The 18,293-nt window shown below is 69.1% G+C and carries 19 protein-coding genes; 9 read left to right on the top strand and 10 right to left on the bottom strand.

Going from position 1 to position 18,293, the window contains the following annotated elements:
* Nucleotides 1-3 precede the first annotated feature (3 nt).
* Together tatB and UCD39_RS00090 are read right to left on the bottom strand one after the other, a co-directional pair.
* Nucleotides 4-555 (bottom strand): Sec-independent protein translocase protein TatB, encoded by a 552-nt coding sequence (gene tatB / locus UCD39_RS00095; RefSeq protein WP_330494136.1) that lies wholly within the window; start codon nucleotides 553-555, stop codon nucleotides 4-6.
* 130 nt (nucleotides 556-685) lie between these two features.
* Entirely contained in the window at nucleotides 686-913 is a 228-nt protein-coding gene (locus tag UCD39_RS00090; RefSeq protein ID WP_145730901.1) for a Sec-independent protein translocase subunit TatA, read from the bottom strand.
* Between the two features lie 224 nt (nucleotides 914-1,137).
* Here UCD39_RS00090 and trmFO point away from each other — a divergent pair, with 224 nt between their 5' ends.
* Complete coding sequence (gene trmFO / locus UCD39_RS00085; RefSeq protein ID WP_330494134.1) at nucleotides 1,138-2,511, top strand: methylenetetrahydrofolate--tRNA-(uracil(54)-C(5))-methyltransferase (FADH(2)-oxidizing) TrmFO; 1,374 nt, start codon at nucleotides 1,138-1,140, stop codon at nucleotides 2,509-2,511.
* Between the two features lie 39 nt (nucleotides 2,512-2,550).
* On the opposite strand, the gene UCD39_RS00080 is transcribed toward trmFO, so the two are convergent.
* Complete coding sequence (locus tag UCD39_RS00080; RefSeq protein ID WP_330494133.1) at nucleotides 2,551-3,408, bottom strand: phytoene/squalene synthase family protein; 858 nt, start codon at nucleotides 3,406-3,408, stop codon at nucleotides 2,551-2,553.
* 206 nt (nucleotides 3,409-3,614) lie between these two features.
* Between UCD39_RS00080 and UCD39_RS00075 the strand changes: the two genes are divergently transcribed.
* Entirely contained in the window at nucleotides 3,615-4,586 is a 972-nt protein-coding gene (locus UCD39_RS00075; protein ID WP_330494132.1) for a squalene/phytoene synthase family protein, read from the top strand.
* A gap of 239 nt (nucleotides 4,587-4,825) precedes the next feature.
* The gene (locus UCD39_RS00070) at nucleotides 4,826-5,422 is read left to right on the top strand and encodes a superoxide dismutase (RefSeq protein WP_145730911.1); all 597 of its coding nucleotides are present in this window, start codon (nucleotides 4,826-4,828) and stop codon (nucleotides 5,420-5,422) included.
* 75 nt (nucleotides 5,423-5,497) lie between these two features.
* Here UCD39_RS00070 and UCD39_RS00065 read toward each other — a convergent pair whose 3' ends face one another.
* A complete protein-coding gene (locus UCD39_RS00065; protein ID WP_330494131.1) occupies nucleotides 5,498-5,875 on the bottom strand; it encodes an Mth938-like domain-containing protein in 378 nt (125 codons plus the stop codon).
* Nucleotides 5,876-5,994: 119 nt separating this feature from the next.
* A complete protein-coding gene (gene yajC, locus UCD39_RS00060; RefSeq protein WP_145730915.1) occupies nucleotides 5,995-6,345 on the bottom strand; it encodes a preprotein translocase subunit YajC in 351 nt (116 codons plus the stop codon).
* Nucleotides 6,346-6,632: 287 nt separating this feature from the next.
* Between yajC and UCD39_RS00055 the strand changes: the two genes are divergently transcribed.
* Together UCD39_RS00055 and UCD39_RS00050 are read left to right on the top strand one after the other, a co-directional pair.
* Entirely contained in the window at nucleotides 6,633-7,505 is an 873-nt protein-coding gene (locus UCD39_RS00055) for an ATP-binding protein (protein WP_330495462.1), read from the top strand.
* 325 nt (nucleotides 7,506-7,830) lie between these two features.
* Entirely contained in the window at nucleotides 7,831-8,307 is a 477-nt protein-coding gene (locus tag UCD39_RS00050; protein WP_145614927.1) for a Ros/MucR family transcriptional regulator, read from the top strand.
* Between the two features lie 91 nt (nucleotides 8,308-8,398).
* On the opposite strand, the gene torT is transcribed toward UCD39_RS00050, so the two are convergent.
* Entirely contained in the window at nucleotides 8,399-9,469 is a 1,071-nt protein-coding gene (gene torT / locus UCD39_RS00045) for a TMAO reductase system periplasmic protein TorT (RefSeq protein WP_330494130.1), read from the bottom strand.
* A 330-nt stretch (nucleotides 9,470-9,799) separates the two neighbouring features.
* Here torT and UCD39_RS00040 point away from each other — a divergent pair, with 330 nt between their 5' ends.
* The 4 genes from UCD39_RS00040 to UCD39_RS00025 all read left to right on the top strand — a co-directional run bounded on the left by UCD39_RS00040 (nucleotide 9,800) and on the right by UCD39_RS00025 (nucleotide 15,190).
* Complete coding sequence (locus tag UCD39_RS00040; protein ID WP_330494129.1) at nucleotides 9,800-11,179, top strand: DUF1800 domain-containing protein; 1,380 nt, start codon at nucleotides 9,800-9,802, stop codon at nucleotides 11,177-11,179.
* A gap of 14 nt (nucleotides 11,180-11,193) precedes the next feature.
* Nucleotides 11,194-12,462, top strand: coding sequence for a DUF1501 domain-containing protein (locus UCD39_RS00035; protein WP_330494128.1), 1,269 nt, complete (start codon nucleotides 11,194-11,196; stop codon nucleotides 12,460-12,462).
* A gap of 74 nt (nucleotides 12,463-12,536) precedes the next feature.
* A complete protein-coding gene (locus UCD39_RS00030) occupies nucleotides 12,537-13,169 on the top strand; it encodes a phosphohydrolase (protein ID WP_330494127.1) in 633 nt (210 codons plus the stop codon).
* Nucleotides 13,166-15,190, top strand: coding sequence for a tetratricopeptide repeat protein (locus UCD39_RS00025; RefSeq protein ID WP_330494126.1), 2,025 nt, complete (start codon nucleotides 13,166-13,168; stop codon nucleotides 15,188-15,190). Before UCD39_RS00030 ends, UCD39_RS00025 begins: the two co-directional genes overlap by 4 nt.
* On the opposite strand, the gene UCD39_RS00020 is transcribed toward UCD39_RS00025, so the two are convergent.
* Genes UCD39_RS00020 through tnpA form a run of 4 tightly spaced genes read right to left on the bottom strand, consistent with a single transcriptional unit; the run spans nucleotide 15,185 to nucleotide 18,194 of the window.
* The gene (locus tag UCD39_RS00020; protein WP_330494125.1) at nucleotides 15,185-15,715 is read right to left on the bottom strand and encodes a cadmium resistance transporter; all 531 of its coding nucleotides are present in this window, start codon (nucleotides 15,713-15,715) and stop codon (nucleotides 15,185-15,187) included. The two genes, UCD39_RS00025 and UCD39_RS00020, sit on opposite strands and share 6 nt — an antisense overlap.
* A gap of 54 nt (nucleotides 15,716-15,769) precedes the next feature.
* Nucleotides 15,770-17,422 (bottom strand): IS66 family transposase, encoded by a 1,653-nt coding sequence (gene tnpC, locus UCD39_RS00015; RefSeq protein WP_442943529.1) that lies wholly within the window; start codon nucleotides 17,420-17,422, stop codon nucleotides 15,770-15,772.
* A 59-nt stretch (nucleotides 17,423-17,481) separates the two neighbouring features.
* On the bottom strand, nucleotides 17,482-17,829 hold the full coding sequence (gene tnpB / locus UCD39_RS00010) for an IS66 family insertion sequence element accessory protein TnpB (RefSeq protein ID WP_330494124.1): 348 nt from the start codon (nucleotides 17,827-17,829) through the stop codon (nucleotides 17,482-17,484).
* Nucleotides 17,826-18,194, bottom strand: coding sequence for an IS66-like element accessory protein TnpA (gene tnpA, locus UCD39_RS00005; RefSeq protein WP_330494123.1), 369 nt, complete (start codon nucleotides 18,192-18,194; stop codon nucleotides 17,826-17,828). The genes tnpB and tnpA overlap by 4 nt, the downstream gene beginning before the upstream one ends.
* Nucleotides 18,195-18,293 lie beyond the last annotated feature (99 nt).

Raw genomic sequence — 18,293 nt, 5'->3', positions numbered from 1 at the left:
CTATCAGGATTTGGTCGGGACCGGCGCCTCGGCGCCAGCGGGATCGGCATGCGTCACCGGGGGCGGCGCCACCGGCAGGGGCTCGGCCGCCGCCTCGGGCGTCGATTCCGGCAGGATCAGGGGCATGGCGGGGGAGCCAATGGCCGGCAACTCGGGCGCCGACAATTCGGATTCGGCGGGCTTGACTTCGGGATGAACCTCGACCGTGCCAGATTCCGGCGCTGCGGTGGGCGTGGGCGTCACCTCGGTCGCCGTCAGCGACGCGGTCGGGTTGATCTCCAACGCCTGGCGCACGCTGTCGGTCGGGTCCACCATCTTGGTGACCTCGGCCGTCAGGTCGAACTGGGCCACCTTCTGGGCCTGCTTGCGCAGATCCTCCAGCTCCGCCTGACGCACCATGTCGTCCAGGTGGGACTGGAAGTCACGGGCCAGCAGGCGCGCCTTGCGCATCCATTTCCCCGCCGTGTAAAGCGCGACCGGCAGGTCCTTGGGCCCGATGACGACCAGCGCCACCACCCCGATGAGCGCGAGTTCGGACCATGCGATGTCGAACATGGACGGCGAGCCTTATTCCCGACAATTCCCCAGATCGGCCGAACACGGCCCCGGGCGCTGACGCACCCCGGCCGTTCGGCACGACACTTCCGCTTGCGCGCGGCCGGGTCCAGGCCCGGCCGCCGCCGGCTCAGCCCTTGGAAACGGTGTCCTTGGGCGCGGCGGTCGTCGAGGCGTCCGTGTGGCCATCGATCGAGCGGGGCGCGGAGGCGCCGCCTTCTTCCTGTTCGTTCAGGCCGGCCTTGAAGTTCTTAATGCCCTTGCCGAAGTCGCCCATCATGCGGGGCAGACGGTTGCCGAACAGCAGCAGAGCGATGAAAAGAACGATCAGCCAATGCCAAATGCTGAAAGAGCCCATGGGTGGGTCCCGTGTCCTGAATAAGGTGTGAGGTCGATACCGACGCCCGTTAAGGCGCGGCACTATGGCATGGCGGCGGCGCCCGCCGCAATGCCCGCCCCATACATAGGGATAAGGGGCGCCGGATGTAAGATGCCTCCGCGGCACCAGAGGCTTGACGGACGGCGCCGGCTGGCGTCTTTGGCCGCACGCGGTTTCAGTTTTGGTGGAAGCAAGGTCCGGTCATGAGCGATACCCCCACATCAACGAACGCCAACGGCCCTGTGCACGTCATCGGCGGCGGCATGGCCGGCAGCGAGGCAGCCTGGCAGCTGGTCCAGGCGGGGGTGCCGGTGGTGCTGCATGAGATGCGGCCCGTGCGGGGGACGGAGGCGCACCAGACCGAGCATTTCGCCGAGCTGGTCTGCTCCAACTCCTTCCGTTCCGATGATCATGAGTACAACGCCGTCGGGCTGCTGCACGAAGAGATGCGGCGCTGCGGCTCCCTCATCCTGGCGTGCGCGGATGAGCACAAGGTGCCGGCCGGCGGCGCGCTGGCCGTGGACCGTGACGCCTTTGCCCAAGCGGTGACGGCCAGGCTGACCGCCCACCCGCTGGTGACGGTGGTACGGGATGAGGTGGCGGGCCTGCCTCCGGAGGAGTGGGACAGCGTCATCGTCGCCACCGGCCCCCTCACCTCCCCCGCGCTGGCCGCCGCCGTCCTCGAACTGACGGGCGAGGCGCAGCTGTCGTTCTTCGACGCCATCGCCCCCATCGTCCATTTCGACAGCATCGATCTGAGCCGCGCCTGGTTCCAATCGCGCTATGACAAGGTGGGCCCCGGTGGCACGGGCAAGGATTATATCAACTGCGCCATGGACAAGGCGCAATACGAGGCCTTCATCCAGGCCCTGATCGATGCGCCCAAGACCGAGTTCAAGGAATGGGAGAAGGACACGCCGTATTTCGAGGGCTGCCTGCCCATCGAGGTCATGGCTGAGCGGGGCCTGGACACTCTGCGCTATGGCCCCATGAAGCCGGTGGGCCTGACCAACCCGCATGATGACCGCCGGCCCTACGCCGTCGTCCAGCTGCGCCAGGACAACGCCTTGGGCACGCTTTACAATCTGGTCGGCTTCCAGACCAAGATGAAGTATGCCGACCAGACGCGGGTGTTTCGCATGATCCCGGGGCTGGAAAATGCCGAGTTCGCCCGCCTGGGCGGCCTGCACCGCAACACCTTCCTGAACAGCCCCCGCCTGCTGGACCCCACCCTGAGACTGAAGGCGGCCCCCCGCCTGCGCTTCGCCGGGCAGATCACCGGCTGCGAAGGCTATGTGGAAAGCGCCTCGGTCGGGCTGATGGCCGGCCGCCTTGCCGCCGCCGAACGCCTGGGCAACCCTGTGGTCCCGCCGCCCGTCACCACCGCCCTGGGCGCCCTGCTGGGCCACATCACCGGCGGGGCGGAGGCTGAGACCTTCCAGCCCATGAACGTGAACTTCGGCCTGTTCCCCCCACCCACCGAGCGCGATGCCCGTGGCCGGGAACTGCGTGGCAAGGAGCGCAAGCTGGCTTACACCCGCCGCGCTCTGGCCGATCTGGCCGCGTGGCTGGGGTAGGCAGTTATTGATCGCCTCAGGCGCCGGCTGCTTTGATTCCTACCACCGGCCGCTGAACGCGGCCCAGGCCAGACGGGCGGCGCGCAGACCGTCGGGGCGCAGCAGCTCCGGCGCAAGGGGGTCGTGGCCGGCCCTCGCCAGGCGCTCCAGCGACAGGCTGGCCAGGCGGGCCGGCAGCAGGGCGGGCACGGCGGCGCGCGGAAGCTGGCCACGCAGGCGCCGGGCGGCGGCCAGCTCGTGCCGGGCTGCGTCCGCGATCTCCTTCGCCACGGCGGTCAGGCCCGGCTGCGGCTTCAGCTCGAACAGCGCTGCCTCATCGGCGCCGTGCCGTCGCATCAAATCCGCCGGCATGCGGGAGCGGTGGGCGCGGGCCAGGAAGGGCACGGCGCGCAGGATGCCGGCCAGGGCCCAGCCCCGGCCGACATGCGCGGCCACGGTTGCGGCGGCCCCCTGCGGGGCCACGCCCAGAACCTGAAGGGCCAGGCGCACCAGCGGAGCGGACGTCACCTCGGCATAGCTGACCAGGCACGACAGATCGGCCGGCGCCTCGTCATCCATGTCGGCCTCGCGCGCGTCCACCAGCAGGTCGAACTGTGCGCGGTCCAAGCCGTGGCGACGTACCGCCTGGGCCAAGGGCTGCACCACCTCATGGCGGCGGGGTTCGCCCTCATAGACACCGGCGATGCTGTCACGCCACCATTGCAGGCGGATTTGCCCCAGCATGGGCTCCGTCACCACCTCGCGCGTCTTCGCCACCTCATGATTGAAGGCGTAGAGCGCCGCCAGATCCTCCCGCCGGTCGGCGGGGGCGAACAGCAGGGTCAGGAAGCGGTCCGGGTCCTGCCGGCGGACGGTCTCCAGGCAATAGGACAGGGTGGGCTGGGCTGAGGGGGCCATGGCGCGACGCATCCGGCGGGGAAAAGCGCGCCTTTATGGACCGGCGGGCGGGTGCCTGACCAGCGCGTCGTGCCGCCCGCAGGGATGTCCTGCCCGGAATTGCCAGAGAGGCTCATGCTGCTTTCCCTTCATCCGGCGTCCAAGCTCTGGCACTCTGTGCTCCCATCTGCCACCGGGCCAATCGCCACCGAGACGGAGGACCGACCATGGCCGATTTCCGTATCCAGCCGCCCCCCATCGGACGCGCGCGCCCGGCCCAGCGCCGCCCGCCCGTCCAGGGCGGCTATGCCTCGGCCCTGCGGCGGGTGCCCAAGGCCATGCGGCGGCACGCGGCGGCCTTCGCCTCCTTCCTGAAGCTGGCGCACGACATCACCGGCGACGCCAACCTGGAGCCGGAGGCCAAGATCGCCCAGCTGGACGCGTTGGAGCGCGCGCTGGTCAGCGGCGGCAACGTGCCCTCCTGGCTGGGGCCGGCCCTGGAACTGAAGGCCAGCCTGGCGATCACCGGCGGTTCCTCCCTACACGCCCGCCAACTGTTGCAGGCCTTCCGCCGCGACGCCGAAGGATATCGCGCCCGTACCTGGGGCGACGTGCTGGCGGCCTGCCGCCTGGCGGCCAACCCGGTGGGCCACCACCTGCTGGAGCTGTATGGCGAAAGCGCCGACGCGCTGGCCGCAACGGACGCCCTATGCACCGCCATCCGCCTGCTGCGCGTGGTGCAGGAGTGCCGGGACGACTGGGTGCGGCTGGGTCGCTGCTACTTCCCACTGGACTGGTTCGACGCCGTTGGCGCCAGCCCGGAACATCTTGTGGAACATCGGGCGACGCCGGCGATCCGCATGGTGCTGGACCGTATGCTGGACCGCATCGACCGACAGCTGGATCACGCCCGCGCGCTGCCGGGCGCCCTGCGGGACCCGGGCCTGCGCATGGAAACGGCTGTTCTGCTGCACGCCGCCCGTCTGATGGCCGGGCGCCTGCGCCGCCGCGATCCGTTGGCTCAGGGCATCAGCCTGGGCCCGCTGGCCCGCGCCTGGGTCGCCCTCCGCGCCCGGCTGGTTCTGGCCCGCAGCATGGCCGGCATGGCCCCCACCCCACCCTCGGGCCCACCACCCGACCCTGATGCCGACATCAACGACGGGCCGGACCCGGAACAGCCGTCCCGGCAAAAGGGTTAACCTTTCCGGCCCCGAACCGGTTCTATTCGCTTCCCGGGATGGGAATGTTCATGTTACCCCCTTGCTCCGGGTAGGGAAACCAGGGCGCGGGCGGCTGTCCTGTGACCATGCCCACATGCCAGGGCCACCAGACCAGGGCATGATTTCGTTGAAGAATAACGGTCCCGGTGGACGGGCGGCCCCGCATCACGGCCGTGCCGGCCACTCCCGAATAACCCCCGTAGAAGACGAGGAAAACCATGGCTTTCGAACTTGCCCCTCTGCCCTACGCCAAGGACGCCCTGCAGCCCTACATGTCGTCCGAGACGCTGGATTACCACCACGGTAAGCACCACAACGCCTACGTGACCAAGCTGAACGAGCTGATCGCCGGTACCGCGTTCGAGGGCCAGAGCCTGGAGGACATCGTCAAGGCGACCGCCGGCAAGGCCGAATCCCAGGCCATCTTCAACAATGCCGGCCAGCATTGGAACCACACCTTCTTCTGGAACAGCCTGACCCCGAAGGCCTCGGCCATCCCGGGTGAGCTGGAGAAGCGCATCATCGCCGACTTCGGCAGCGTCGAGGCCTTCAAGAAGGCCTTCGTCGACGCCGGTATCGGCCAGTTCGGCAGCGGCTGGGCTTGGCTGGTGGAAGACACCACCGAAGGCAAGCTGAAGATCACGAAGTCGGCCAACGCCGACACGCCGCTGGCCCACGGCCTGAAGCCGCTGATCACCGCCGACGTGTGGGAACACGCCTACTACATCGACTACCGCAACCGTCGCCCCGACTTCCTGAAGACCTTCGTCGACACGCTGGCCAACTGGGAATTCGCGGCCCAGAACCTGGGCTAAACAGTCCAGGGGCGGAAGCCCGACATGAAAACCCCGGCCTTCTCGCGGAGGCCGGGGTTTTCTTTGCCCGAAATATCAGGCCGGCAGTAAAGCGGCGGCCACGCGCCGCCCCTCGGCCAGCAGCACATTATAGGTGCGGCAGGCGGCCCCCGTGTCCATGGCGTCGATGCCGCCCAGACCGCGCTCCTTGACGGCGCGGCGCAGGGTGGAGGGGAACAGCTGCATGGTGGGGCCGGTGCCCAGCAGCACGATCTCCAGCGCCGGCTCTTCCGCGATCAAGGCCGCGAAATCCTCCGGCAGCAGGCCGGCGAACCCATCGACCGTCCAGGAGATGGTACGGTTGGGGAAGACGATGATGGGCGTCTCATAGACCACATTGCTGACGCGGAAGCGGCCGGGTCCATAGGCGTCGATGACCTGGCGATCGGCGGGTATGAGGGGGGTGATATCCATGGGCTTCCAGCCCTCCCGAGAATGAAAAAGGCCCGCGCACGGCACCTTGGAAGATACGGGCACGGGCCTTTTAACTGGCGTGCGGCGGCGGCGGTTTCAAACCCGCCGCCCGCCGCGGCTCACTTGGAGTCGGTATCGGCCTTGGCGGGCTCGGTCTTGGCCAGGACGGTGGTGATGGTGCTGCGCAGGACGCGGAACTTCACGCCCTCACCGGCATCGATGGTGACCTCGTCATTGTCGCCGACCTTCACCACGGTGCCGATGATGCCGCCGCCGGTAACGACCTTGTCGCCACGGCGCAGGGCCTCCAGCATATTCTTGTGTTCCTTCATCTTCTTCTGCTGCGGGCGCATCAGGAAGAAGTACATGACGATGAACACCGCCACGAAGGGCAGGATACCCATCAACTGGTTTGAATCGACGGGGCCGGCGCCGCCGGTGGTCTGAGCCTGGGCAGTGGACACGAACATGGGACGGTTGCTCCAGCGTGCGGGACTATGCAATGGCCAAACAGGGGCCATCAGGGGCCAACGGGGCGGACATGCCCGCGTTTGGCGGGGACTATACCGACCGCCGGCCATGTTGCAACCCAATCTCAGACCCCCGGCCGGCGCGGGTTGCCGCCCAGCGGTGGTGCCCGTACCGTTCACGGGTTGAACAGGTGGGCCGCAGGCATACCGCGCATGGCCCTGAGGGCGCCCCCTCCGGGCGCTGTTGCAATCAAGAAGGAACCAAGCCCCGTGACCCTCGAGTCCCCCTGCTGCCGCTGCTGGCCCGGATCGCGGACGCGCTGGACCGGCTGGCCCCGCCGCGGCCCGCCCCGATCGACTTTCATGCGGCCGACGCCTTCGTCTGGCAGGCCGATGGCGACCGGCTGTCCCCGGTGCCGGAGGTATCCAAGGTCGACATCAGCCTGCTGCAAGGGGTGCAGAACCAGCGCGACATCCTGCTGGAGAACACCCGCCGCTTCGCCCAGGGCCTGCCGGCCAACAACGCCCTGCTGTGGGGCGCCCGCGGCATGGGCAAGAGCTCGCTGGTGAAGTCGGTGCATGCCGCCGTGAACGAGGCGGCCGGCCGGCCCCTTGGCCATGGCCCCCTGGCGCTGGTGGAAATCCACCGCGAGGACATCCCCTCGCTGCCCCGCCTGCTCGCCGCCGTGCGCGACAGCGGTCGCCGCTTCGTCCTGTTCTGCGACGACCTGTCCTTCACCAATGACGACGCCCATTACAAGTCGCTGAAGGCGGTGCTGGAGGGCGGCGTGGAGGGACGGCCGGCCAACGTCGTGTTTTACGCCACCTCCAACCGCCGCCACCTGATGCCCCGCGACATGATCGACAACGAGCGGTCGACCGCCATCAACCCGTCCGAGGCCGTGGAGGAGAAGGTGAGCCTGTCGGACCGCTTCGGCCTATGGCTGGGTTTCCATAACTGCGACCAAGACACCTACTTCGCCATGGTGGACGGCTATGCGGCAGCCCTGGGCCTGACCGTGCCGGTGGCGGAGTTGCATGCCCGCGCCGTGGAATGGGCGGTCACACGCGGCAACCGATCCGGGCGCGTGGCATGGCAATTCATCCAGGATATGGCGGGACAGGCGGGCGGAAGCCGGGACCATACGCCGGACCTCTGAGTCGCGGCCCGCGAGAGCGACTTATAAAACTTCTCACCTGCTTGCCACCACCCGCCGACGACGAAGCGTTCAAAACGGATTGGGAGTCGCCTCAAAGGCGACTCTTCGTCCTACCCATGTAACGGGTTACAGCTTCCGATTCTCGGCGGTTTTCGCCTAGAGAGGGTACGTAACTCGATTCCCCATTACTCTATCCCCCCAAGTTTTCCGCGATTTTGACAATTCCAAGGGGGGAGACACTTCTTTTCAATACAAACAAGATAAATTCGGTTATAGTCCGTCCAACAAAACCTGCAACAAGTGACAAACAACGCCAGGGCTGGACATGACACAACCGATATCCGATTCCAATGACGACCTGCAGATCATCGCCCTGACCGGAAAGATCGTCACGAGCTATGTTGCCGGTAACACGCTGGCGCCCGCCGCCCTGCCTGATCTGATTAAGCAGGTGCATGACACGCTGCGTCGTCTGGTCACGCCTGAGGAAGTGGTCGCCACCCCGGCGGAGCCGCTGACCCCGGCCGTTCCAATCCGCAAGTCGGTGACGCCGGACTACATCGTGTGCCTGGAAGACGGGCGTAAGCTGAAGATGCTGAAGCGCCACCTGCGCACCGCCTACGGCCTGTCGCCGGAGGAATACCGGGTGAAGTGGGGCCTGCCGTCCGACTATCCCATGGTCGCGCCGAACTATGCCGAGCAGCGTTCTGGCCTGGCCAAGGCCATCGGGCTGGGCCAGCGCTCCCGCACCGAGGGCAAGCCCAGCGGCAAGCGGCGCCGCAGCAGCGCCGCCGCTGAGTAATTCCTGCGTCGCTGACAGTATCGATCTGGATAAGGCGGGCCTTGTGCCCGCCTTTTTCATGCGCCCGCCTCAGGGCGCGTTCAAGGTGCGCCTAAATGGGGGACGGTCCACCCGGCGCATCCGGAATCGGCGTACCGGGCATGGGGGCGCTGAGTACGGGGGGACCGGCGGAGGGCGACACGGCTGCCGGCGGCGCCAGGGGGCGCAGCTGGAATCTTTCGCCCTGCGGCACCGCGATGCGTGACAGGTCATAACCAGGCATGCCCGCCATATCCAATCGCTCCACCGTCATGACATTCCAGACGCCATGCGGCCGGCCTTCCACCGCGCGCACCGCAAGATCAACGGCGATGCGCGCCTGCACGATGGGGGAATCGGCGGCCGCCAGGTCCACGATCCCGCTCTTGATCAGGTCCGCGACGGCATCGGTGGCGTAGGTCGCCACCAGATGGGTGGAGGCGTCGTGGCGTGACCGCAGATAGCTGGCGGCCGCCTGGATGGCCACGGCGTTCCCGAAAACCACGTCGATGTCCGACACCCGGTCGAACAGATCGCGCACAAGATCCATTTGCGTCGGCAGCGCGGTCGCGCCGTGGCCGCCGTGGATCACCTCCACCCCCGCACGACCCAGGATCGCCAAGGCCGCGGTTTCCATGGCCTCCGACCATTCCGCCCCCTTAGGCCCCGGTAGCCACCCGACCTTTAAGGGACGCCCGGCCGACCTTTCCCATTCCGCGCGATGGGCCACGATGTAATCGGCGCCGACACGGGCGTCTTCCCGAAAATTCGACACGATATGGGCGGTGACGTAGGGCGAGGCCATGCCGTTGATCAGGTCGATCAACGGCCGCCCGCTATCGGCGATGGCGGCAGCCTGGGCTTCCAGGCCATTGCTGGATATCGCGGCGATGATATAGGCGTCAGGTTTCAACTCACGACAGGCGTCGACTTGCGCCTTCTGCACATCCAGCCGGTCATAGCCGCCCGCCTGGTAAACACCGATGACGACGCCCTGGCGCTCCGCCTCACGGACCAGACCCCAGGAAACACCCCACCAGAACTTGTCCTGAGTCCCTGGCAGCAGGGCGCAGATGCGCCAGGGATGGCTGGCGCGCACGAGGGGAACATAGGGCGCGGTGCGGCCATCGCTGGCAACGGACACCCACGTGTCCGGCCGCGCTACCTCTGGATCAGCCATCATCCCGGTCACAGCGAGAAAGCCCCCCAGCCCCCACGCCCAGCGCCGGCCTTTCCCCAAAGCCATACAAGCCCCCAGGTCACTGCTTCGTATGCTGACATCGCGCGCCGCCCGATAAAAGAGCAAAGGCGTCGCCCGCCCCGCACTTTTACCGGGTCCGCAGGGTCCCCGCGCCATGCTCCGTACCAGGGCCGATGCGGACGTTTCCCCCTCGCCTGATGTGGCCGGAAGGCCCCGAAGGCGCGGAAACGCTTGGGTGCCGGCGTGGAACCGGCCTGTACGAGGACATCCCCCATGACCCTGGAAGCGGCGACCCTGCAAGCGGCCATTGCCACCAACCGATTCGGTTTGGGCGCCCGCCCCGGCGACATCGCCGCGGCGCAATCCGACCCCCGCGGCTGGCTGGAAGCGCAACTGGCGCAGACCGAGGCGCCCCTGGAACTGCGTGACCTGGATAGCAGTGCCACCCGCCTGGCCGCGACCTATGCCGCCCGCAAGGAAAAGGACGAAGATGCCCGCAAACCGCTGCGGGAAGCGTTGCGGGACGCCTACCGCGACGACGCCGCGCGCCGCACCCGGGCGGCCATCGCCACCGATACGCCCCTGCGGGAACGGCTGGTGCACTTCTGGTCCAACCATTTCACCGTCTCCGTCAGCCGGCCCATCGTCGCCGCAGCCGTCGTGCCATATGAGACAGAGGCCATCCGGCCTCACGTCACCGGGCGCTTCGCCGACCTGCTGCTGGCCGTGACCCGCCATCCGGTCATGCTGAACTACCTGGACAATGCGGTATCCGCCGGCCCCGACAGCCCCGCCGCCATCCGGCGCCAGCGCGGCCTGAACGAGAACCTGGGCCGCGAATTGCTGGAACTGCACACCCTGGGGGTGGACGGCGGCTACAGCCAGACGGACGTGCGCGAACTGGCCCGTATCCTCACTGGCTGGAGCGTCGCGGCGGAACGGGACCGGGATACGGGCACCTTCCTGTTCCGCGCCAACCTGCACGAACCGGGGGACAAGGTTCTGCTGGGCCAGCGCTATGGCGAGGATGGCATGGGTGAGGGCCTGCTGGCGCTGCAACGCCTGGCGCGACATCCGGCCACGGCGCGGCACATCGCCACCAAGCTGGCCCGCCACTTCATCGCCGATGACCCGCCCGCCGCCGTCGTGGCCGCGCTGGAGAAAAGCTACCGCGACAGCGACGGCGACCTGGGGGAGGTCACCCGCACCCTGCTGCGCCAGGATGCCGCCTGGGCGCCGGAGCTGCGCAAGGTGAAGACCCCCACAGAGCTGGTGATCTCCACCGCCCGCGCCCTACACGGCGCTGTCCATGAGCCGGATGCGGCGGGTGGCGGCAGCCAGCCGGCGGGCCATGCCGATCCCACCTTCCGCTCCCTGGCCGTGCTGGGACAATTGCCCTTCGCGGCCCCCTCGCCCGCCGGCTGGCCGGACCAGGCGGCGGACTGGGTGGGGCCCGAAGCCGTGGTGCAACGGGTCGACTGGGCCCTGACGGTGGGGGAGAAGCTGGGCGACGGCATCGATCCCCGCCAAATCGCGGAGCAGGCGCTGGGCCCCCTCGCCAGCGAGGCGACCCGCCAGGCCGTGAGCCGTGCGCCCAGCGCCGCCGACGGCCTTGCCCTGCTGATCTCCGCGCCCGAATTCCAGCGGCGCTGAAGGAGTGCCCCATCATGACCGCCTCCCTTGATATGAACCGTCGCCACCTGCTGGCCAGCCTGGGTACGGCCGCCGCCATGGCCGCCCTGCCCCGCGTCAGCTTCGCCCGCACCGTGGGTGACCAGCGCTTTGTCCTGATCGTCCTGCGGGGCGGGATGGATGGCCTGGCCGCCGTGGCGCCCTACGCCGACCGCGACTATGGGTCCCTGCGCGGCCGCTTGGCCCTGGCCGATCCCAACGCCCAAGGCGGCGTGCTGGACCTCAACGGCTTCTTCGGCCTGAACCCCGCCCTGGCCGACATCCACCCCTGGTACGCGGAGGGGCAGTTACTGGTGGCCCATGCCGTCGCCACTCCCTATCGGGATCGCAGCCATTTCGACGCCCAGGACCTGCTGGAAAACGGCACGGTGACGCCGCATGGCACGGCAACCGGCTGGCTGAACCGCGCTATCGGCCTGTTGGGCGGGAGCCCGTTGGACGGAAGTACCGCCGGGCGGCGCCTGGGCTTGGCGGTGGGCCAAGGCGTGCCCCTGGTGCTGCGCGGCGCAGCACCCGTCGCCTCCTGGGCGCCATCGCCCCTTAAGGAGGCGGATGGTGACTTCCTGGACCGGGTGGCCGCCCTCTATGCCAGCGACCCGCTGCTGGCGAATGCGCTCAAAGCCGGCCTGGAGTCCGCCAGCATGGCCGACCACGCGCTGAATGCCGATGCCGACATGTCCATGGACGGCGCCATGGCGGATGGTGCCCCCAAGGCCAAGGGCGCGCGCCTGGATCCGGCACAGCTGGGCGAAACCACCGGACGGCTGCTGGCCGACGCCAACGGCCCGCGCATCGCAGCGCTGGACCTGCAAGGCTGGGACACCCACACGCAGCAGGGAACCACCGCCGGCCGCCTGGCGGGCGCGCTGGGCAACCTGTCCAAAGTGCTGGTCGCCCTGCGCGCCGGCCTGGGCCCGGCCTGGCGCCAAACCGTGGTGGCGGTGGTGACGGAGTTTGGGCGCACCGCCCGGCCGAACGGCACCGGCGGCACCGACCACGGCACGGCAACGGCCGCCTTCCTAGCCGGTGGCGCCGTGCAGGGGGGCCGGGTACTGGCCGATTGGCCGGGCCTGGCCGATGATCGCCTGTACCAGGGGCGCGACCTGGCGCCGACCCAGGATTTGCGCGCCCTGTTGAAGGGTGTTCTGCGGGAGCACCTGGGCCTGGACGGCGGCGCGCTGAACAAGGCCGTCTTCCCCGGTGACGGCTCTCCCGCCGCGGTACGGGGCCTGATCCGCACCTGACGGACAGGCCCCTAGCCTGCACCCCGCCGGACGCGCTATCTGTTGCAGGGTGGCGACGGACGGAGGCGATGGGCATGACGGGTGAGGCACGGGCCTGGGTCAGGTTGCCCTCAAGGCGGCATCTGAACCTGCTGGCGCCCACGCCCCTGGACTGGGATGACGAGGACCTGGCCATGGGCCTGGCCCGCACCTATCGCTGGGGCGGGCACTCCCGCTGGCCCCTGCCCCTGTCGGTGGCGCAGCACTCCCTCACCGTCCTGGCCCTGTCCCGCGCCCAGGCAGAAAAGCCCTTAAGTCCGGCGGCGGAACTGCGTGAGCTGTTGCACGACGCCGATGAGGGCTTGTTGGGGTTCGACGCCATTTCGCCGCTGAAGCCCTTCCTGGGCCCGGAATACAAGGCCCTGGCCGCCCGGCTGGAAGGGGCCATCACCTTGCGCTACCAGATCCCCGCCTGGAACCAGACCACGAAGAAGAACCACAAGCGGGCGGACCGCGTCGCCGCCGCCAGCGAGGCCCTGCACGTGGTCGGTTGGTCGCGGGAGGAAATCCGCCGGACGCTGAAAATTCCCTACCTGCCTTTGGATGACGATCCCTTGGGGACGATCTATGCGGGCACTCCGTGGGAACCTTGGCCCGCCGACCTGGCGGCGGAGCGGTTCCTGGACGCCCTGCGCGACCTGCTGCGGAAAAGGGATGGCCGGGTATGAGCACCCTGGCCCGGGCCCATGCCGCCGTGACCGCCGGTCGCATGGCGGAAGCGGCGGACCTCTACCGCGCCGCGCTGGCCCACGCGCCCCATGACGGCACCGGCTGGCTGGGCCTGAGCCTCGCCGCCGCCGCCCTGGGCGCGTCCGACGAAGCGCTGGCCGCGGCGGAAAGGGCCGTCGCGCTCCTGCCGAACCACGCCCCGGCCTGGGCCAACGTGGCGGAGCGGCGGCGCCAGGCCGGCCGCATGGCCGATGCGGGCACCGCCTACGCGCACCTTGCCGCCCTGCCGGGGGTGCCGGCACCGCTGCGGGCCGATGCGGAGAACGGGCTGGCCCTGGTGGCCCGCGACAGCGGCCAAATGGAGGTGGCGGAGGCGCACTGGCGCCGCGCCATCGCCCTGGACCCCGGCTTCGCCGGCGCCTACGCCAACCTGGGCAAGATGCTGTTCGACCAGCAGGCCATGCACGCGGCCCGGCAAGCGCTGACCCGCGCCGTCACGCTGGACCCCGCCAACGGCGGCGCCCGCATGAACCTGGCCCTTGTCCATAAGGCCCTGGAGTGCCAAGCAACGGCGGTGGAGGAGCTACGACGGCTGCTGGACCAGCCTGGCACAAGCGAGCAGTTGGCCCATGACGCGCGCTTCAACCTGGCCCGCCTGCTTCTGCTGAGCGGCCCTGGCAAGGAAGCCTGGTCCCTGTATGAAAGCCGCTGGAAGGTAAGCCACTTCCCCTCCGTCCGCCGGGCCTTCCCAGTGCCGGTCTGGCAGGGGGATAGCCTGATGGGCCGCCGGCTGCTGCTGTGGGGTGAGCAGGGGCTGGGGGATGAAATCCTGTTCGCCAGCTTGGTGCCCGACCTGGCCGGCGGCCTGACGGACGCGGTACGGGCCGCCGGTACCGATGTGCTGCTGGAATGCGACCACCGCCTGGTGCCGCTGTTCGCCCGATCTTTCCCGCCCGTGACCGTGATCCCCCGCCCGCCCGAGGTGGTGCTCAGCGGCTCCCGCGACACCTCCGCCGATCCGCGCGCGGCCGCGGCCACGGTGCAGTTGCCGACGGGCAGCCTGCCCCGCTATTGCCGCCCGACGCTGGCCAGCTTCAGCGGCGCGCGGCCCTTCCTGAAGCCGGACCCGGAGCGCGCGGCCTTTTGGGCCAAACGGATCACGGCACTCGGTCCCGGCCTGAAGGTGGGCCTGTGCTGGACCAGCGGCCTGCTGACGGCGGAGCGGGCCGTCAGCTACACCACCCTGGCCGATTGGCTGCCCCTGGCGTCCGTGCCGGGCATCCATCTGGTCAGCCTGCAATACAACCGCGACATCGTGGCGGCGGAGCTGCCGGACGCCCGCGCCCGCGGCCTGGACATCATCGACTGGCCAGACCTCGACCAGCGCAACGACCTGGACGAAACGGCCGCGTTGATCTCCACCCTGGATCTGGTGCTGACCGCCCCCACCTCCGTTGGCGAGATCGCTGCCGGCCTGGGCGTGCCCACCTGGCGCATCTCCACCCCCAGCCAGGACTGGAGCGGCCTTGGCACCCCCATCCGCCCCTGGTACCCGGCCATGCGCGTCTTCCCCGCCGCCAGGGAGGGGGAAACCATGGCCGATATCATCCAGCGCATGGCCCATGCCTTGAGCAGCCTGGCACGGCCAACGGCGCCGGCCATGCCCCCGAACCTGAACGACGCCCTGGCGCTGCACCAGGCGGGCCGCCTGATGGAGGCGGAGGCCGCCTATCGCCAGGTGCTGGCGGCCCTCCCCCCGGAGGGTCACGCCAAAGGCGACGCCCTGCACTTGCTGGGCCTGCTGTTGCACCAGGCCGGCCGGCCATCGGAAGCTGAACCGCTGCTGCGCCAGCTGTTGGCGGCGGAGCCGGCCTTTTTCGAGGCATGGAACAGCCTGGGCGCCGTGCTGCTGGCGCTGGGCCGGCGGACGGAGGCGGCGGACGCCTGGCGCGCCGCCTTGCGCATCAACCCCAACTATGACAAGGCGGCGGCCAACCTGGGGCGGCTGGGCCCCCTATAGTCCGAGCCAGGATCGGACCAACGGAATCGTCCCCGCGTCGGCGATGACCCAGACCCCCACGCCGATCAGCACCCAGGGCAACAGCAACCGGCCCCAACGCCGGATGGGGGGCCCGGCGGCGGGATGGGTGGCCAGCCACCGGGCGAAGACGAGCCAGGCCCCGGTCAGGCCCGCGAACACCGCCACGGTCACCAGGATCTCACCGGCGCTTTGGGTGGAGAACAGCGGCACGTAGACGCCGATATTGTCCCCGCCGCCGGCCACGGTCACGGCGGCGACGGTCCAGGCCCCACCCCGGGCGGGGGCGGCCTCATCATCGTCGGGGCGCGCGGGCCACAGCAGGCGCATGCCCAAAGCCAAGGGCACCAAGCCCAACAGGCCCAGCCATGCCGGCCGCACCACCAACGCGGCCAGGGCGCCCATCAGTCCGGCCGCCACCAGAATGGCGATGCCCAGGAACTGACCGACCACGATGTCGCGATGGCGCCATCGCTCACCGGCGAACAGCGCGACCAGGGTAAGCATGCGGCGTAGGCCGCAGGGTGCTGACGGCCTCGTCGCCCGGGCCGTAATTCCCGGTCAGGCCGCCACGGCGGGTGTCGCCGCCGCCTTGAGTGTCCAGCGCCAGGGCAGCAATTCGTCGAGCCGGTGGGCCGGGTGCGCGGCAATCCGGGCTAGGACGTCGGCCAGCCAGGCCTGCGGGTCGACGCCGTTCATCTTGGCGGTGACGATAAGGCTGTACAGGGCGGCGGCACGCTGGCCGCCGCGGTCGGAGCCACAGAACATCCATGACTTCCGTCCGAGCGCAATGCCGCGCAAGGCGCGTTCGGCGGCATTGTTCGACAGGCAGACGCGGCCGTCGTCCAGGAACAGGGTGAAGGCAGACCATCGCTTCAGGATATAGTCGATGGCCTTGGCGAGGTCGTGGCCACGGGACAGCTTGGCGCGCTGCTCGTGCAGGTAGGCCCGCAGGTCCTCGACCAGCGGCTTGCTCACTTCTTGGCGGACCGCCCGGCGTTCGTCCGCGCTCTTGCCATTGATCGGCCGCTCGATGTCGAACAGGGCATCGATGCGGCGCACCACCTCGATGGCGATGGGCGAGAGCGCGATCGTCTTCTTGCCCGCCGCCTGGCGCCGGGCGTTCTCCTCAAGATCGGCCATGGCGAAGAACGGCCGCCGGGCATGCACCCAGCATCCCGCCTCCCGGATGGGGCCGGGACTTCGGTCGGCCGCGTAAAGCGCGCGATAGCCGTCAAAGGCGTCGGCCTGGAACAGCCCGGCATATCCGGCCAGGTGGCCCTGCGGATGCTCGCCCTTGCGGTCGCGCGAGTAGCGGAACAGCGCCGCCGGCGGCGCCGTCCCGCCGAACGGCCGGTCGTCACGGACATAGACCCAGCAGCGCCCGGTGTCGGTCTTGCCCTTGGCCAGGACCGGCACGGTCGTATCATCGCCATGCAGGCGCTCCGCCGCCATCACATGGGCCTCGACCCGCCGCAGCAGCGGCTCCAGCGCGGCACAGCTCGCCCCCACGGCGTCGGCCATGGTCGACAGGCTGACCGGCACGCCTTCCAGCGCATAGCGCTCGGCCTGCCGGTTCAGCGGCTGGTGCTGGCCGAATTTCTCAAACAGGATCATCGCCAGCAGGCTGGGGCCCGCCCATCCCCGGGGAATGGCATGGAAGGGGGCGGGGGCCTGGCTCACCTTCTCGCAGTCCCGGCAGCTGAACTTCTCCCGCACCGTCTCGACCACCTTCCACTGGCGCGGGATCACTTCCAGCGTCCGGGTCACGTCCTCGCCCAGCTTGCGCAGCCGCGTGCTGCCGCAACAGCCACAGGCCGTCGGCGGATCGATCACCACCCGCTCACGCGGCAGATGGTCGGGGAATGTGGCGCGCTCGGCATGCTTGCGGGTGAAGCCCGCCACGGTCGTGGTCTTGGCGACGGCGGTCTCCGCCGCCAGCTCGTCCTCGGTGGCGCTGGCCTCCAGTTCCTCGAACCGCAGGGCCAACTGATCGACCAGCCGCGCCGACCGTTCCGAGCGCTGGCCATAAACCTGGCGCTCCAGCTGGGCGATCCGCAGCTTCTGGTGCGCGATCAGGGCCAGGTCTTCCGACGCCCGCGCCCGTGCCACCGCCAGCTCCGCCGCCGCTTCCAGCGCCTGCGCGCGCGCCATCACCAGTGCTGCTTTCAGCGCATCGATGTCGTCCGGCATGGGGGCATGATCGGTATCCATGACGCTGAGTGAATCATGAATCCGCCCCCGCCGCTCCTGGAAAGTGGCGCTGGTCGACCCTATCCGGCACTGCTCGGCCGCCAGGTGTGCCGGGGGTTGCGCCAATCGATGCCGTCGAGCAGATAGGCCAGCTGCGCCGCCGATATCCCCACCACGCCGTCGGCCGGTGACGGCCACAGGAAGCGCCCCTTCTCCAGCCGCTTGGCGTAAAGCGACATGCCCAGGCCGTCATGCCACAGGATCTTGATCAGGTCGCCCCGGCCGCCCCGGAAGACGTAAAAGTCACCCGCGTGCGGATCGCGGCCCAGCGCCTCCTGCACCTGCAGGGCCAGGCCGGTCATCCCCCGCCGCATGTCCGTCCGGCCCACCGCCAGCCAGACCCGCACCCCCGACGGCACCGGGATCATCGCCGCTCCAGAACATCAAGCACACGGCGGAGCGCCTTGCCATCAACCGTGGCCTCAACCCGAAGGCGGTAGCCGTTCGGCAACTCGATCTCGATCCGCCCAGCATCCGCCGGTGCCGACCTCTTCTCCGCGCTTCGCACGTCCGTGATCGTCACCGGCAGCAACGCGGGGCCGGCCTCACACGTAGGGGCCAGCAGACCATCGCCATACTGCCGCCGCCAGATGAACAGCTGGTTGGTGTTCACGTCGTAACGCCGCGCGACCACCGAAGCCGACGCGCCCGGCTCGAACGACGCCGCCACGATCTCACGCTTCAGCGCTTCACTCCACGTCCGACGCCGGCGCTTGCCGCCCATCGTGTCCATTATCCCGCTCGTGGACACTTCACACCCTCACAGGCCAGATCTCCTGCCATCTTCAGCGAGCGGTATCACAGATGGAAGGCGGCCCTCAGCGGAGGGGTA

It is taken from the genome of Nitrospirillum karajorum (assembly GCF_036348415.1).
Classification (GTDB): domain Bacteria; phylum Pseudomonadota; class Alphaproteobacteria; order Azospirillales; family Azospirillaceae; genus Nitrospirillum; species Nitrospirillum amazonense_B.
The sequence above is the reverse complement of the archived record's forward strand: the minus strand, read 5'-3'. Positions and strand labels throughout refer to the sequence as shown.

Coding starts and splice junctions, on each gene's coding strand:
- UCD39_RS00050 (WP_145614927.1), top strand. CDS start 7,831: ATGACACAACCGATATCCGATTCCAATGACGACCTGCAGATCATCGCC.
- tnpA (WP_330494123.1), bottom strand. CDS start 18,194: ATGGACACGATGGGCGGCAAGCGCCGGCGTCGGACGTGGAGTGAAGCG.
- UCD39_RS00020 (WP_330494125.1), bottom strand. CDS start 15,715: ATGCTTACCCTGGTCGCGCTGTTCGCCGGTGAGCGATGGCGCCATCGC.
- UCD39_RS00030 (WP_330494127.1), top strand. CDS start 12,537: ATGACGGGTGAGGCACGGGCCTGGGTCAGGTTGCCCTCAAGGCGGCAT.
- UCD39_RS00090 (WP_145730901.1), bottom strand. CDS start 913: ATGGGCTCTTTCAGCATTTGGCATTGGCTGATCGTTCTTTTCATCGCT.
- yajC (WP_145730915.1), bottom strand. CDS start 6,345: ATGTTCGTGTCCACTGCCCAGGCTCAGACCACCGGCGGCGCCGGCCCC.
- UCD39_RS00040 (WP_330494129.1), top strand. CDS start 9,800: ATGACCCTGGAAGCGGCGACCCTGCAAGCGGCCATTGCCACCAACCGA.
- UCD39_RS00070 (WP_145730911.1), top strand. CDS start 4,826: ATGGCTTTCGAACTTGCCCCTCTGCCCTACGCCAAGGACGCCCTGCAG.
- trmFO (WP_330494134.1), top strand. CDS start 1,138: ATGAGCGATACCCCCACATCAACGAACGCCAACGGCCCTGTGCACGTC.
- UCD39_RS00075 (WP_330494132.1), top strand. CDS start 3,615: ATGGCCGATTTCCGTATCCAGCCGCCCCCCATCGGACGCGCGCGCCCG.
- tnpC (WP_442943529.1), bottom strand. CDS start 17,422: ATGGATACCGATCATGCCCCCATGCCGGACGACATCGATGCGCTGAAA.
- UCD39_RS00080 (WP_330494133.1), bottom strand. CDS start 3,408: ATGGCCCCCTCAGCCCAGCCCACCCTGTCCTATTGCCTGGAGACCGTC.
- UCD39_RS00025 (WP_330494126.1), top strand. CDS start 13,166: ATGAGCACCCTGGCCCGGGCCCATGCCGCCGTGACCGCCGGTCGCATG.
- tnpB (WP_330494124.1), bottom strand. CDS start 17,829: ATGATCCCGGTGCCGTCGGGGGTGCGGGTCTGGCTGGCGGTGGGCCGG.
- UCD39_RS00065 (WP_330494131.1), bottom strand. CDS start 5,875: ATGGATATCACCCCCCTCATACCCGCCGATCGCCAGGTCATCGACGCC.
- UCD39_RS00035 (WP_330494128.1), top strand. CDS start 11,194: ATGACCGCCTCCCTTGATATGAACCGTCGCCACCTGCTGGCCAGCCTG.
- tatB (WP_330494136.1), bottom strand. CDS start 555: ATGTTCGACATCGCATGGTCCGAACTCGCGCTCATCGGGGTGGTGGCG.